The organism is Ramlibacter sp. (genome assembly GCF_035548915.1).
In the GTDB taxonomy this organism is placed as follows: Bacteria; Pseudomonadota; Gammaproteobacteria; order Burkholderiales; family Burkholderiaceae_C; genus Ramlibacter.
In genome coordinates, this window is sequence record NZ_DASZSE010000039.1 from 415,658 (window position 1) to 428,791 (window position 13,134).

Annotated in this window: 13 protein-coding genes; all 13 read left to right on the forward strand. The window is 69.0% G+C overall.

All coding sequences use genetic code 11. The features are described from left to right. The first annotated feature begins 29 nt into the window (after positions 1 to 29). The 13 genes from VHA82_RS16135 (at position 30) to VHA82_RS16195 (ending at position 13,125) form a co-directional block, all read left to right on the forward strand. The gene (locus tag VHA82_RS16135; RefSeq protein ID WP_325545514.1) at positions 30 to 1,487 is read left to right on the forward strand and encodes a lipid II flippase MurJ; all 1,458 of its coding nucleotides are present in this window, start codon (positions 30 to 32) and stop codon (positions 1,485 to 1,487) included. A gap of 10 nt (positions 1,488 to 1,497) precedes the next feature. Continuing rightward, positions 1,498 to 2,301, forward strand: coding sequence for an aldolase/citrate lyase family protein (locus VHA82_RS16140; RefSeq protein WP_325545516.1), 804 nt, complete (start codon positions 1,498 to 1,500; stop codon positions 2,299 to 2,301). Next, on the forward strand, positions 2,298 to 2,855 hold the full coding sequence (locus VHA82_RS16145; protein ID WP_325545519.1) for a sugar transferase: 558 nt from the start codon (positions 2,298 to 2,300) through the stop codon (positions 2,853 to 2,855). Before VHA82_RS16140 ends, VHA82_RS16145 begins: the two co-directional genes overlap by 4 nt. A gap of 179 nt (positions 2,856 to 3,034) precedes the next feature. Then, positions 3,035 to 4,822: an asparagine synthase (glutamine-hydrolyzing) gene (asnB, locus tag VHA82_RS16150; protein ID WP_325545522.1), complete on the forward strand. Its 1,788-nt coding sequence runs from the start codon at positions 3,035 to 3,037 to the stop codon at positions 4,820 to 4,822. Positions 4,823 to 4,829: 7 nt separating this feature from the next. Next, the gene (locus tag VHA82_RS16155) at positions 4,830 to 6,056 is read left to right on the forward strand and encodes a hypothetical protein (protein ID WP_325545524.1); all 1,227 of its coding nucleotides are present in this window, start codon (positions 4,830 to 4,832) and stop codon (positions 6,054 to 6,056) included. After that, positions 6,053 to 7,036: an NAD-dependent 4,6-dehydratase LegB gene (locus VHA82_RS16160; RefSeq protein WP_325545526.1), complete on the forward strand. Its 984-nt coding sequence runs from the start codon at positions 6,053 to 6,055 to the stop codon at positions 7,034 to 7,036. The genes VHA82_RS16155 and VHA82_RS16160 overlap by 4 nt, the downstream gene beginning before the upstream one ends. After that, positions 7,029 to 8,186, forward strand: coding sequence for a LegC family aminotransferase (locus VHA82_RS16165; protein WP_325545528.1), 1,158 nt, complete (start codon positions 7,029 to 7,031; stop codon positions 8,184 to 8,186). The genes VHA82_RS16160 and VHA82_RS16165 overlap by 8 nt, the downstream gene beginning before the upstream one ends. Further along, positions 8,183 to 8,872, forward strand: a complete 690-nt coding sequence (locus tag VHA82_RS16170) for an acetyltransferase (RefSeq protein ID WP_325545530.1) — start codon at positions 8,183 to 8,185, stop codon at positions 8,870 to 8,872. The genes VHA82_RS16165 and VHA82_RS16170 overlap by 4 nt, the downstream gene beginning before the upstream one ends. Then, positions 8,869 to 9,891: an N-acetylneuraminate synthase gene (neuB, locus tag VHA82_RS16175; protein ID WP_325545532.1), complete on the forward strand. Its 1,023-nt coding sequence runs from the start codon at positions 8,869 to 8,871 to the stop codon at positions 9,889 to 9,891. Before VHA82_RS16170 ends, neuB begins: the two co-directional genes overlap by 4 nt. Further along, positions 9,888 to 10,589 (forward strand): WbqC family protein, encoded by a 702-nt coding sequence (locus VHA82_RS16180; protein ID WP_325545534.1) that lies wholly within the window; start codon positions 9,888 to 9,890, stop codon positions 10,587 to 10,589. Before neuB ends, VHA82_RS16180 begins: the two co-directional genes overlap by 4 nt. Positions 10,590 to 10,593: 4 nt before the next feature. After that, the gene (gene neuC, locus VHA82_RS16185) at positions 10,594 to 11,787 is read left to right on the forward strand and encodes a UDP-N-acetylglucosamine 2-epimerase (RefSeq protein WP_325545537.1); all 1,194 of its coding nucleotides are present in this window, start codon (positions 10,594 to 10,596) and stop codon (positions 11,785 to 11,787) included. Continuing rightward, positions 11,774 to 12,460 carry a class I SAM-dependent methyltransferase gene (locus VHA82_RS16190; protein ID WP_325545539.1) on the forward strand — a complete coding sequence of 229 codons (687 nt, stop codon included), beginning with the start codon at positions 11,774 to 11,776 and terminating at the stop codon, positions 12,458 to 12,460. The genes neuC and VHA82_RS16190 overlap by 14 nt, the downstream gene beginning before the upstream one ends. Further along, a complete protein-coding gene (locus tag VHA82_RS16195) occupies positions 12,457 to 13,125 on the forward strand; it encodes a PIG-L deacetylase family protein (protein WP_325545541.1) in 669 nt (222 codons plus the stop codon). Before VHA82_RS16190 ends, VHA82_RS16195 begins: the two co-directional genes overlap by 4 nt. The last annotated feature ends 9 nt before the right edge of the window (positions 13,126 to 13,134 follow it).

A 13,134-nucleotide genomic window follows, 5' to 3' on the forward strand; every position in this document is an offset into this window, starting at 1 on the left:
CCTCCCGCGCTTTGGATACGATCCCTGCCATGTTCCTGCGTGCCGGTGCACTTTCCCTGGCCCTGCTGGTGGCCAGCCGGCTGCTGGGCCTGCTGCGCGAAACCGCGCAGGCGGCGGCCTTCGGCGCGTCGGGCCTTGCCGACGTGGCCGTGCTCATGCTCACGTTGCCCGACTGGATGGCGAGCCTCGTCGCAAGCGGGGCGCTCGCGTACGTGATGCTGCCGGCGTGGTCGGGGCAGTCTTCGCACGCCATCGCGGCAGGGCAAAGGCGGCTGGCGCGCGTCCTGCTCGCGGCAGGGCTCGCCATCGGCGTCACGCTCGCGCTCTCGCGCGATGCCGCGCTCGATCTGCTGGCGCCGGGGCTCGGCGCGTCGCTGAGGAGCGAAGGCGCCGAAGCATTGTGGTTCAGCGGGGCGGCGCTGCCGCTCGCGCTACTCGCGTCGCTCTGGGCGACACGCCTGCAGCACGAGCGCGAATTCGTCGGCATGTACGGCGCCAACCTCGTCGTGAATGCCGTGCTCATCGCAACACTCTGGCTGCTTGCCGCGCACGCGGACGCCGCGGTGGTCGGACTCGGCTCGGGGCTCCTTGCCGCGATGGCTTTGCGCCTCGTGTGGCTGCATGGGCGACTGCCGCGCCACGAGCTCGCCCGAGAAGATCGCGAGATCGCATTGCCGCCCCCCGCCACGTGGTGGTGGGCCGCGCTCGCGGCGGGCCTGCCGCTCGCGCTGCCTTTCGCCGCGCGTTCGGCCGCCTCCGCCGACGGCGAAGGCGCGCTCGCCGTCTTCAACTACGCGTGGAAGCTCGTGGAGCTGCCCCTCGTGCTTGCGATCCAGCTCGTCGCGACGCTGGCCTTCCCCGGCATCGCGCGCGCCTTCGCCCAACCGCAGCGCCTCGACGAGGCCGAAGTGCGCCTGGCCGTTCGGCCCGCCTTCGCCCTCGCGTGGACGCTCGCGTGCGCCGCCGCCGCCGGGGTGATCCTCGGGGCACCCGCGCTCGCGCACCTGCTCTTCGGCTGGGGACGCATGACGAGCCTCGCGCTCGTCCACGTGGCCGAGTGGGGGCGCATCGGCGCATGGGGGCTCTTGCCGCAGGCGGTGATCGCCGTGGCGCTCACGATCCTCGCGGCGCGCAGGCGCATGCGCGTGGCCGTGCTCGCCTATGCGGCCGCGCTGGCGCTGCTGCTGGCCGCGGCGGCCGCGGGTTTCAACGGCGGGGCGGCCATGATGCTCACGCTCGACATGGTCCTGGCCGCGATCGCGGCCGTGCTGCTCATCGCCCTGCGGTCGCTTCCCCGTTGCATCCCGTGGCGGACCATGACAGTGGCTGCCGCGACCCTGCTCATCCTCGTGCTCGGCACGAAGGGGGGCGGCATCCTGCCCGCGAACGACGCCCTGCAGCTCGGCATTGCCGCGTGCGCGGCAGCCCTCGTGCTCGTGGCGACCTCCATCGCGAGCCCCGAACTGCGCACGGCCCTGCGGCGATAATCGACGGGTCATGCTCGAGCTGATCCAGATCACGAACGACCCCGCCTTCGCGCGCCGCTGCGACGCGCTCGCGAGCTTTCGACTCTTCGTCGACCTCGAACGCCTCGGCAAGGCCGAGCGACAGGCGGGGCGCAACACGTTCATCAGCGAACATCGCATGGACGACGTGGGCCGCGTGCGCGACGCCGTGCGCCACTGCGACCTGATGGTGCGCGTGAATCCGCTGCACGACGACACGGAAGAAGAGCTCGACGAGGTCCTCGACTACGGCCCCGACTCGCTCATGCTGCCGATGTTCCAGGGAGCCGCCGACCTCGGCGAATTCGCGCGCCTCGTGAACGGGCGCGCGCCGATCGTGGCTCTGCTGGAAACCTCGGCCGCCTTGCAATCGCTCGACGAGTGGATCGCGACCCCCGGCCTGGATGAAGTCTACGTCGGCCTCAACGACCTGCACGTCTCGCTCGGGCTTGCCTTCATGTTCGAGCCGCTCGCCAACGGAGACGTGGAGCGTGTCGCGCGAGCCGCGCAGGCACGCACGCTCGCGTTCGGCTTCGGCGGGATCGCGCGGCTGGACGATGGCCTCCTGCCCGGCCGCGACGTGCTGGCCGAGCACCTGCGCCTGCAGTCCGATGCCGTGATCCTCTCGCGCACCTTCCATCGCGAGGACTCTCCTGTGACGTTCGAACGCGAGGTGAGGGCACTGCGCGAGGCCGAAGCGCGGCTCGCCCGGCGCAGCCGCGACGAGGTGGAAAACGATCGCGTGCGCATCGCCGCGCGCATCCGGGAGATCGCGGCCGGGCTTGCCAGGCCGTGACGAAGCGCGCCGTGGATGTGCTCCTGTCGCTCGCGGCGCTGGTCGTGCTGTCTCCCGTTCTCGTTGCCACGGCGGTCGGGATCGCGCTGGAGGATGGATTTCCCGTGCTGTTCCGCCAGGCCCGCATCGGCCGCGCGGGGCGCGAGTTCGCGATGTACAAGTTCCGCAGCATGGTGAAGAACGCCGCCGCTCTCGGCCCGTATTTCACCGCGTCCGGCGATCCGCGCGTGACGCGCGTGGGCCGTTTCATCCGCCGCACGAGCATCGACGAGCTGCCGCAGCTCTTCAACGTGTTGAAGGGCGACATGAGCCTCGTCGGCCCGCGCCCGGACGTGCCCGCGCAAAGGTCGCTCTACTCGGAGGAGGACTGGGCGCTGCGCTGCAGTGTGCGGCCCGGCATCACAGGATGGGCGCAGGCGAAGCTGCGCTCGGAAGCGACGGAAGACGAGCGGCGCGGGCTCGATCTGCGCTATGCGCGGGAACACACGCTCGCGCTCGACCTGCGCATCATGGCGTGGACGCTCGGACGCCTGTCGGGCAAAGGCAGCAATTGAAGTGAAGCGACATCGCGCGCCCATCGTCCCCGCGTCAAGGGTCGTCGTCCTCGCGTCAAGCGTCGTCATACCCGCGTCAAAGTTCGTCATCCCCGCGAAAGCGGGGATCCAGGGCCTCCTGACACCCTGGATTCCCGCCTTCGCGGGCATGACGACGCGCCCCCGCGAAAGCTGACCCCATGTGCGGCATCTTCGGCTACTGGGACCGCGGCGCGCGCGCCATGCCGGACGAAACGCTCGCCGTCATGGCGAGCAAGCTCGCACACCGCGGCCCCGACGACCAAGGGACATGGCACCAACCCGGGCGCGGCGTCGCCATCGGCAACAAGCGCCTTTCGATCATCGACATCGCCGGCGGCCACCAGCCGATGGTGTCGGACGACGGACGCATTGCCATCGTGCAGAACGGCGAAATCTTCAACTACGTCGAACTCGCCGACGAACTGCGCGCCCAGGGCGTGGCGCTGCGCACGCACTCCGACACCGAAGTCATCCTGCGCCTCTACGAACGCGAAGGCATCGCCTGCCTGAACCGCCTGAACGGCATGTTCGCGATCGCGATCGACGACGCGCGGGCCGATGCGCTCTACCTCGCGCGCGACCGCATCGGCGTGAAGCCGCTCTACATCGCCGAGCAGAGCCGCCGCGTGGTGTTCGCCTCCGAGATCAAGGCGATGCTGCCCGCGCTCGCGGCGCAGCCGGCCATCGACCTGGAGGCGATCCACCACTACCTCACCTTCAACTACATCCCGCCGCCGTGGACCGTGTGGGAAGGCGTGCGCCACGTGATGCCCGGGCACTGGATGAAGTTCACGCGCGGCGGCACCGAGGTCCGCCGCTGGTGGGACCTCTCCTTGCAGCGCGAACGTGACCACGGCTTCGACGAATGGCGCGACGAGTTCCTCGCGCTGCTGGACGACGCCACGCGCATCCGGCTTCGCGCGGACGTGCCGTGGGGCGCGTTCCTCTCGGGCGGTGTCGACTCGAGCACGATCGTGGGCCTCATGGCGCGGCACGTGAGCCGGCCGGTGGAGACCTTCTGCATCGGCTTCGAAGACCCGCGCTTCGACGAATCGCGGCACGCAGCCGAGGCGGCGATACGCTTCGGCTGCGAGCACACGATGGAGGTCGCCGAGCTGAACATGCTGGGCCGCTGGCCGCACGTGCTGTACCACCTCGACCAGCCGCACGGCGACGCGTCCTTCATGCCGACGCTGCGCGTGAGCGAGCTCGCGGCCAAGCACGTGAAAGTCGTCCTCACGGGCGACGGCGGCGACGAACTCTTCGCAGGCTACGAGAAGTATTCGGCCTACTTCGGGCAAGACGGCATCGCAAGCCTCCCGGAGGAATCGTTTCGCCGCAGCTACTTCGATTCGATCTCGCTTTTCACACCGGCCGCCAAGCTCGACCTGTATCGGCCGGCGGTCGCGCGCAGACTCTGGGAAGTCGACAGCTTCCGCGCGGCGGCCGAATCCTGGTTCGACGAGGCCGCGCACTTCGACCGCGTGAACCAGGCGCTCTACCTCGACATGCAGCTGCTCCTGCCCGGCAACAACCTCGTGAAGCCCGACCGCATGGGCATGGCGGTCTCGATCGAGGCACGTACACCGTTTCTCGACTGGCGCGTGATGGAGCTTGCCTTCCGTTCGCGCGGCGCGACCAAGCTGCACGGCGCCGACAAGAAGCACTGGTACAAGCGGGCCGTCGTGCCGCTGATCGGCGAAGACCTCGCGCATCGCAAAAAGCAGATGTTCACCGTGCCCGTGGGTGAATGGTTCCGGGGCGAGAGCTACGAATGGTTGCGCGCGACGCTCGCGGGCAGCGGCTTGTTGCAGGAACTGTTCCGCCCCGAGGCCATCGCAGCCCTGCTCGAAGCCCATCGGGACGGCACGGCCAACCACACCCGGGAATTGCGGGCGCTTTGCGCTCTCGCGCTGTGGGCGCCGGACTCGGCCGCTATCCGATAATCCGGCCATGGCTCGAGCGAGGATCCTGTTCGTCACGTACGGTGGCGGCCATGCACAGATGGTCGTTCCCGTGGCGCGCGCATTGGCCGCGAGCGATTGGGCCGAGCCGGTCGTGCTCGGCCTCACGACCGCGGCGAAAGCGGTGCGCGATGCGGGCTTGCCGCTCGTGCAGTTCAAGGACTTCCTCGGTCCGGCCGACGCCGCGGCGCGCCGCTGGGGCGAACGGCTGCTTCGCGAGATGAGCGGCGCGACCATCGACGCCGAGGAATCGATTGCCTATCTCGGCCTCTCGTTCGCCGAGCGCGTGGACGAGCTCGGCGAGGCCGCCGCGCTCGACGAATACCGAGCGAAAGGGCGGCATGCCTTCCTGCCCGACGTGACGCTCGAGCGCATCCTGCGCCGCGTGCAGCCCGACCTGGTGGTCGCGACCAGCTCGCCCCGGGCCGAACAGGCCGCGTTCATCGCCGCGCGCCGCCTGGGTATCCCTTCCGTCTGCATGATCGACACGTTCATCCGCGACGACGCGAAGCGCCTCGGCGCGCCCGGCTACGCGGATGCGTACTGCGTGCTCAACGAGGCCGTGGCGCAGGTGCTCGTGGCGTGCGGCGTGCGCGCGCAGCAGGTGCACGTCACGGGCAATCCGGCATTCGACGCACTCCTCGATGTTCGCAATCTCGAGCGCGGCAAGGCGCTCAGGCAAAGCATGGGCTGGCAGGGACGCTACGTCGTGCTGCTGCCGGCGCAGAACTTCCAGCCGTGGCACCCGCTCACCGGGCCTTGGGCCGAACACGATCTGCCGCAGCGGCTCGAAGCCGTGATGCTGCGCTGGCTCGAGCGCAACGAGGACGCGGTGCTGTGCCTGCGTCCGCGCCCGGGCGAGGCGGCCGCGAACACACCGGTGAGCGATCGCGCCGCGATCACGGGCGGCGCCGAATGGCCGCTCGCGCCGCTGCTCTACGCCGTGGATGCGGTGGTGACGATCTGTTCGACCGTCGGCATGGAAGGGCGCCTGGCGGGCGCGCGGCTCGTGCAGGTACTGGGCACGCCGTTCGATGCCGACACGCCCTGGCTCGAATCCGGCATCGCGGACCGCGCGGTCGAACTCGACGGCGTCGAACGCGCGCTCGACGAAATCCGCGGTCTGCCGCGGCACGATCTTGCCGGCCGTCATGCCGCCACGCCCCAAGTCATCGAAGTCCTGCGCGAAGCCGTGGCCGCCGCGCACACGCAATGAAATTCCAACGAGTCCTCGTCACCGGCGCCGACGGCTTCATCGGCTCGCACCTCGTGGAGCAGCTCGCCGCGGCCGGCCACGACGTGACGGCGCTTGCGCTCTACAACTCCTTCAACGACTGGGGCTGGCTCGAAACCATCGACCGCGAGCGCGTGAAAGTGGTCACGGGCGACGTGCGCGATCCGGCGTTTTGCCGCAGCATCGTGGCGGGGCACGAAGCGGTGTTCCATCTGGCCGCGCTGATCGCGATTCCGTATTCGTACGCCGCGCCGGACAGCTACGTGGACGTGAACATCCGCGGCACGCTCAACATGTGTCAGGCCGCGCGCGATCACGGCGTCGCGCGGTTCATCCAGACTTCGACCTCCGAGGTGTACGGCACGGCGCAATACGTGCCCATCGACGAGAAGCATCCGCTCGCGCCGCAGTCGCCCTACAGCGCAAGCAAGATCGGCTCGGACGCGATGGCGCTCAGCTTCCATCTTTCATTCGATCTGCCCGTGATCGTGGCGCGGCCCTTCAACACCTACGGCCCGCGGCAAAGCGCGCGTGCGGTGATCCCCACCATCATCACGCAGATCGCCGCGGGGAAGGACCGCATCCGCCTCGGCGACACGCGCCCGACGCGCGACTTCAACTACGTGGCCGACACGTGCCGGGGGCTGCGCCTGCTCGCGGATTGCGATGCGGCGGTCGGGCGGACCGTGAACATCGGCTCGAACCGCGAGATCTCCATCGGCGACACGTTCGCGCTCATCAACCGCCTCATGGGCGCGAACGCGGAAATCGAAAGCGATGCGGAGCGCACGCGGCCCGCGAATTCCGAAGTGCATCGCCTCTGGTGCGACAACTCGCTGATCCGCGAGCTCACGGGGTTCGAGACCGAGTACACGCTCGAAGAAGGTCTTGCGCGCACCATCGAGTGGTTCACGCAGCCGGGCAACCTCGCTCGCTACAAGACGGATATCTACAATGTCTGAGATCTCCGGACGATTGCGCGAGCTGTACGAGTTCATCCGCGAGCTGTACGGCCGCGAGGGCCGCATCGCGCTGCACGAGCCGGTCTTTCGCGGCAACGAAAAGAAATACCTCGCCGACTGCATCGACACGACCTACGTTTCTTCCGTGGGCGAGTACGTGGACCGCTTCGAATCGATGATGCAGGAGATCACCGGCGCGCGTTTCGCGGTCGCGACGATGAACGGCACCGCCGCGCTGCATCTCGCCTTGGTCGTGGCCGGCGTGCGCGACGGCGACGAAGTGATCACGCAACCGCTGTCGTTCGTCGCGACCTGCAACGCGATCGCGTATCAGCGTGCGCATCCGGTGTTCGTCGATGTCGATGCCGACACGCTCGGCATGTCGCCGGATGCGCTGCAGGCTTTTCTCGAAACGTCGTGCGAGCGCGTCGATGGCGAATGCCGCCACCGGCGCACCGGCCGGCGCGTGGCGGCGGTCGTGCCGATGCACACCTTCGGGCTGCCTTGCCGCATCGAGGAACTGGCCCGGCTGTGCGCTCGCTGGGGCCTCGCGCTCGTCGAGGACGCGGCCGAATCGCTCGGCGCGAAAATCGGTACGCGCCACACCGGCACCTTCGGGCGCATCGGCGCGTTCAGCTTCAACGGCAACAAGACCGTGACCTCGGGTGGCGGCGGTTGTATCGTGACGGACGACGAAGCACTCGCGCGCCGCGCGAAGCACCTGAGCACGACGGCCAAGGAATCGCACCGCTGGGAGTTCCGGCATGACGAAGTCGGCTTCAACTATCGCCTGCCCAACCTCAACGCGGCGCTCGCGTGCGCACAGCTGGAGCAGCTCGACGGATTCCTCGCGAACAAGCGCGTCACGGCGCAGGCCTATATCCGCCGCTGCGACGCGCTGGGCGTGCCCGTGGCCCGCGAACGGCCCGGGACGACTTCGAACTACTGGCTGAACGCTGTCTTCGCCGCCGACGAAGGAGAGCGCGACGCCTTCCTCGCGTACTGCAACGACGCGGGCGTGATGGCGCGTCCCGCGTGGAAGCTGATGAACGAACTGCCCGCGTTCGCCGCGGCGGCATGCGCGCCGATCCCGAATGCGAAATTCGGGGCCGAGCGCCTCGTCAACCTGCCGAGCAGCGTGCGGCGATGAGCGATATACGGCCGCCCGAAGGCGCTCCGATCCGGAGCGCGCAGCGCGAAGGCGGACCGGTGACCGCCATCGTGCTGGTTGGCGGCGGAGGGCATTGCCAGTCGTGCATGGCCGTGCTTCAGAGCGCGGGCCGCGAGATCGCCGGTGTCATCGACGTCCGGCGGGGCGTGGCGCCGCCGGGAACGGTCTGGCTCGGCGACGATGCCTGGCTCGACACGAACGCGGCGCGGGATTTCGTGTATCTCGTGTCGGTCGGCCTGAATCGCGTCGGCCCGCGCCGCGCCGCCATCTATGAAGCCATTCTTCAGCGCGGCCTGTCGCTTGCGACCGCCGTGGCATCGAGCGCTGTCGTGGCGCCCGGCGCATCGATCGGGCCCGGGACCATCGTCATGCACCAGGCCGTGGTCAACGCGGGCGCCCGGATCGGTGCGAACTGCATCGTCAACACCGCGGCCATCGTCGAGCACGGCGCGGTCCTCGGCGACCATTGCCACGCGGCACCGGGCTCGATCGTGAATGGCGACGCACAGGTGGGAAGCGGCTCGATGATCGGCGCCGGCGCGGTGCTGCTGCCGGGCACGCGCATCGGCGCGAACGTGATGGTGGGCGCGGGCTGCGTGGTCACGCGCGACCTGCTCGAAGACGGCACGACCTGGGCGGGCGCGCCCGCGAGGAAGCTTTCATGACGCCCTGGCAGCAACGCGTGTTCGTGATCGGCGAGGCGGGCGTCAACCACAACGGCGATCTCGCGCTGGCCCTCGGGCTCGTCGATGTCGCGGCCGACGCGGGATGCGACGCCGTGAAATTCCAGACCTTCCGCGCCGAGGCGCTCGTCACGCGCGACGCGGCGATGGCCGACTACCAGCGCGAGAACACGGGCGTGAGCGAAAGCCAGTTCGACATGCTGAAGCGCCTGGAGCTGGACGAAGCCGCGCATCGCGCGCTCGCGGCGCGCGCGGGCGAGCGCGGCATCGCGATGTTCTCCACCGCGTTCGATCTGCAAAGCGTCGACCTGCTCGCGGAGATGGGCATCCCGCTTTGGAAGATTCCCTCCGGGGAGATCACGAACTACCCTTATCTCGTGAAGATCGCGCAGCTCGGGCAACCGATCGTGCTCTCGACCGGCATGGCGACACTCGCCGACGTGGCCGAGGCGCTGGACGTGCTGCTCGCGCACGGCGCCGCGCGCGAGCGGGTCTGCGTACTTCACTGCAACACCGACTACCCCACGCGCTTCGAAGACGTGAACCTGCGGGCGATGGCCACGATGGGACGCGCGCTCGGTGTGGCGTTCGGCTACTCGGACCATACGCCGGGGGTCGAGATCCCGACCGCGGCCGTCGCGCTCGGCGCACGCGTGATCGAAAAGCACTTCACGCTCGATCGCGCCTTGCCCGGCCCGGACCAGGCCGCCAGTCTCGAGCCCGGCGAACTCGGCGCGATGGTCCGCGCGATCCGGCGCGTGGAAGCCGCGCTCGGCGACGGCATCAAGCGGCCGAGCGCGAGCGAAGCGAAGAACCGCGCGGTCGCGCGCAAGTCGATCGTCGCCGCGCGCGCGATCGCGGCCGGCGAGCCTTTCACCGAGGCGAACGTCACCGTCAAGCGTCCGGGAACAGGCATCTCGCCGATGCGCTGGAACGAGGTGCTCGGCGTGCGCGCGCCGCGCGCCTTCGCGCCCGACGAGCCGATCGAACTGCCGCGATGATCGTTGCGATCCACCAGCCGAGCTACTTTCCGTGGCTGGGCCTGTTGCACAAAGCCCGAGGCTGCGACGTCTTCGTGCTGATGGACGAAGTGCAGCTGACCGACAGCGCCTATCAGCATCGCAACCAGTTCCTCACGACGGCGGGCGAGGTGAAATACCTCTCGATCCCGTTCGTGCGCAAGGGCTACCTCGACCGGCCGCTGCGCGACATCGCCCTGGCCGATCCGCATTGGGCGAGGCGGCACCGCGACTTCCTCTGGAACAACTACCGCAAGCACCCGTTCGCCGGCGAGCTGTTCGAGCGGCTCGAAGCCTTTTACGCGCAGACGTACGCGACGCTCTTCGAGGTCGTACGTGCCTCGATGGCGCTCAGCTTCGAATGGATGCGCATTCCCGCGCGCGTCGTGCTGCAAACGAGCCTCGACTACGACCGCACGCTTCGGCGGGGCGATCTGGTGCTCGCGCTGGTACGAGCAGCCGGCGGCGACGTGTACCTCTCCGGCACGGGTGCTCGGGCGTATCTCGACGAAGGCGCGTTCGGGCGCGACGTCGCACTGCGATACGATCGCTTCACGCACCCGGTGTATCCGCAAGCCCACTCGGCCGCCTTCGTGCCGGGGCTCGCTTGCCTTGACGCGTTGTTCAACGTCGGCCTCGAGGAAGCATGGAAACTGCTCGTGGATGCGGGCACGGTGTGAAGCGATGAAGAAGATTCTGGGCCTCACCTCGATCCGTTCGGACTACGACCTCCTGAGCGGCGTGTACACGCTGCTCGCGCGCGAGCCCGGCGTGGACTTCCGCCTGCTAGTGGCCGGCACGCACCTTTCGGCGAACCACGGCCACACGATCGACATGGTGCGAGCCGACGGCCTGCCGATCCTCGCGGAAATCGAAAGCCTGATCGATGGCGACGCGCCGCGTTCGCGCGCGAAGTCCGCGGGCATCTTCCTGCAGTCCGCCTGCGACGCCGTTGCGTCCTGGGCGCCGGACCTCTTCATCTTCGCGGGCGACCGCGAAGATGCGCTGATGGCCGCCGCGCTCGGCGCCTACCTGCAGGTGCCCACGGTGCACTTCTTCGGCGGCGACCACGAACAGGATGGCCATGCCGACACGGCCGCGCGTCATGCGATCTCCAAGCTCGCGACGGCGCACGTCGTCGCCACCGACGAACAGCGCCGCCGCCTGCGGGCGATGGGGGAAAGCGCGCATCGCATCGTCGTGGCCGGCAGTGTCGCGCTGGACCGCTTCGTCGCGCATCGCGCACCGACGCCCACGGAGCTGAAGCAACTGCTCCCCCCGGACAAGTCGCTCGACGGCTACGCGCTTCTCATCTTTCACCCGGTCGATGCCGAGCGCGAGCACGCGGGCGAGCAGTTCGAAACGATCCTGCGGCAGTTGCGCGATCGCGGCATCCCGGTGTGCGCGAGCTATCCGAACACCGACCCGGGCAATGCGTCCATTCGCAACGCCATGGCGAAGTACGAACACGAACCGGACTGCTGGTTCTTTCACAACCTCGCGCGCGAACCCTTCCTCTCGGTCTACAAGTCCGCGAGCTTTCTGATCGGCAATTCGTCCTCCGGCATTCTCGAGGCCGCTTCGATCCCGCTGCCGGTGGTGAACGTGGGCCTGCGCCAGCGCGGCCGCGCGGCGGGGGCGAACGTGGTCTTCTGCGACGCCGATGCGCAAAGCATCGGGGATGCGATCGATGGCGTGCGTTCGGAGGCGTTTCGCGCCGGCATCGCAGGCATGGAGAACCCCTACGGGCGCGGCGACAGCTGCCGGCGGGCCGTGCGCTTCCTGCTCGAGACCGACTTCGCCGCGATCCGCGCGAAAATCGAGGATCCATTGACGCTCACGAACCCGAACGAGAGGACGCCCGGTGCAGGCCACTGAATCCGCGCAGGTGCGCAACACCGAACGCAACGCGCAGATCTGGCAGGCGCTCTATGCGGCCGGCCGCAACGACCTGCGTTACCCGAGCGACATGCTGGTGCGGCTTTCCGCCCGCTGGTGGCCAGCGGGCGAGCCGCGGCGCATCCTCGACTACGGCTGCGGCACCGGCGCCAATCTCGCGCATCTCGCGCGTCTCGGTCACCGGGTGCAGGGTGTGGAGGTCGCGCAGTCCGCCGTCGAAGTGGCGTCGTCGCGCCTGCTCGAAGCCGGGCTTTCCGGGCAGGTGCATCTCGTCGGGGCGGGCGCGACGCTTCCCTTCGAAGACGAATCGTTCGACGCGGTCGTGGCGTGGCAGGTGCTTTACTACAACGAGCGCGCGACGTGGTCGGCGGCCATCGCCGAAATCGAACGTGTCGCCGCACCCGGCGCGCGCATCCTGATCGCGACCGCGGCGCCAGGCGACATCTCGCATCGGATGAGCCAGGCGCTCGGCGATTCGATCTATCGTTCGCAAGTGCCCGGGCAGGAGGGCTGCATGCTCCTCATCCCCGAGCGCGACGAGCTTGCCGCGCTTTTCCCCGGGCGCGAACTGGAAGTCGGCGAATTCGGCCACGAGTTCGGCGGCACGCGTTCGAGGCACTGGATCATCACCTACCGGATGCCCGACGCATGACGAATCGCATTCTCGTGGTCGCTCCGCATGCCGACGACGAACTGCTCGGCTGCGGCGGCACGCTGCTGCGCCGCAGGGACGAAGGCGTGGAGGTCGACTGGCTGCTCGTCACGGGCATGTCGGCAGCCGCGGGCTACGCGGCCGACCGGGTCGCGCGCCGCGCGGAAGAGATCGCGCAGGTCGCCGCGCAAGTGGGCTTTCGCAAGGTCACGCAGCTCGGCTTCGCGCCCACCCGGCTCGATGCGCAGCCGCTCGGCACGCTCGTGCAGCGCATCGGCGAAGCGATCGAGGAGGCGCAGCCGTCGGAGATCTTCGTGCCGTCGCCTTCGGACGTCCACTCGGATCACCGCGTGGTGTTCGATGCTGTCGCGGGTTGCGCCAAGTGGTTTCGCTATCCTTCCGTGCGGCGCGTGCTCGCCTACGAGACGCTGTCGGAAACCGATTTCGCGCTCGACCCCGGCGCGGCGTTTCGCGCGAACGTGTTCGTCGATATTTCCGCGCAGATCGAACGCAAGCTGGAGCTCCTCGCGATCTACGCATCGGAGCTCGCGGCATTCCCCTTTCCCCGCAGCGTCGAGGCGGTGCGCGCGCTCGCGCAGGTGCGCGGCGCGGCGAGCGGGTTCGCCGCGGCCGAGGCGTTCCAGCTCCTGCGCGAGCGGCTGTGAGATTCGCGC

Bases quoted from the DNA above. Each gene is read 5' to 3' on its own strand.
- VHA82_RS16180 (WP_325545534.1), top strand. From the start codon at position 9,888: ATGATCGTTGCGATCCACCAGCCGAGCTACTTTCCGTGGCTGGGCCTG.
- asnB (WP_325545522.1), top strand. From the start codon at position 3,035: ATGTGCGGCATCTTCGGCTACTGGGACCGCGGCGCGCGCGCCATGCCG.
- VHA82_RS16165 (WP_325545528.1), top strand. From the start codon at position 7,029: ATGTCTGAGATCTCCGGACGATTGCGCGAGCTGTACGAGTTCATCCGC.
- VHA82_RS16195 (WP_325545541.1), top strand. From the start codon at position 12,457: ATGACGAATCGCATTCTCGTGGTCGCTCCGCATGCCGACGACGAACTG.
- VHA82_RS16140 (WP_325545516.1), top strand. From the start codon at position 1,498: ATGCTCGAGCTGATCCAGATCACGAACGACCCCGCCTTCGCGCGCCGC.
- neuC (WP_325545537.1), top strand. From the start codon at position 10,594: ATGAAGAAGATTCTGGGCCTCACCTCGATCCGTTCGGACTACGACCTC.
- VHA82_RS16170 (WP_325545530.1), top strand. From the start codon at position 8,183: ATGAGCGATATACGGCCGCCCGAAGGCGCTCCGATCCGGAGCGCGCAG.
- neuB (WP_325545532.1), top strand. From the start codon at position 8,869: ATGACGCCCTGGCAGCAACGCGTGTTCGTGATCGGCGAGGCGGGCGTC.
- VHA82_RS16160 (WP_325545526.1), top strand. From the start codon at position 6,053: ATGAAATTCCAACGAGTCCTCGTCACCGGCGCCGACGGCTTCATCGGC.
- VHA82_RS16155 (WP_325545524.1), top strand. From the start codon at position 4,830: ATGGCTCGAGCGAGGATCCTGTTCGTCACGTACGGTGGCGGCCATGCA.
- VHA82_RS16135 (WP_325545514.1), top strand. From the start codon at position 30: ATGTTCCTGCGTGCCGGTGCACTTTCCCTGGCCCTGCTGGTGGCCAGC.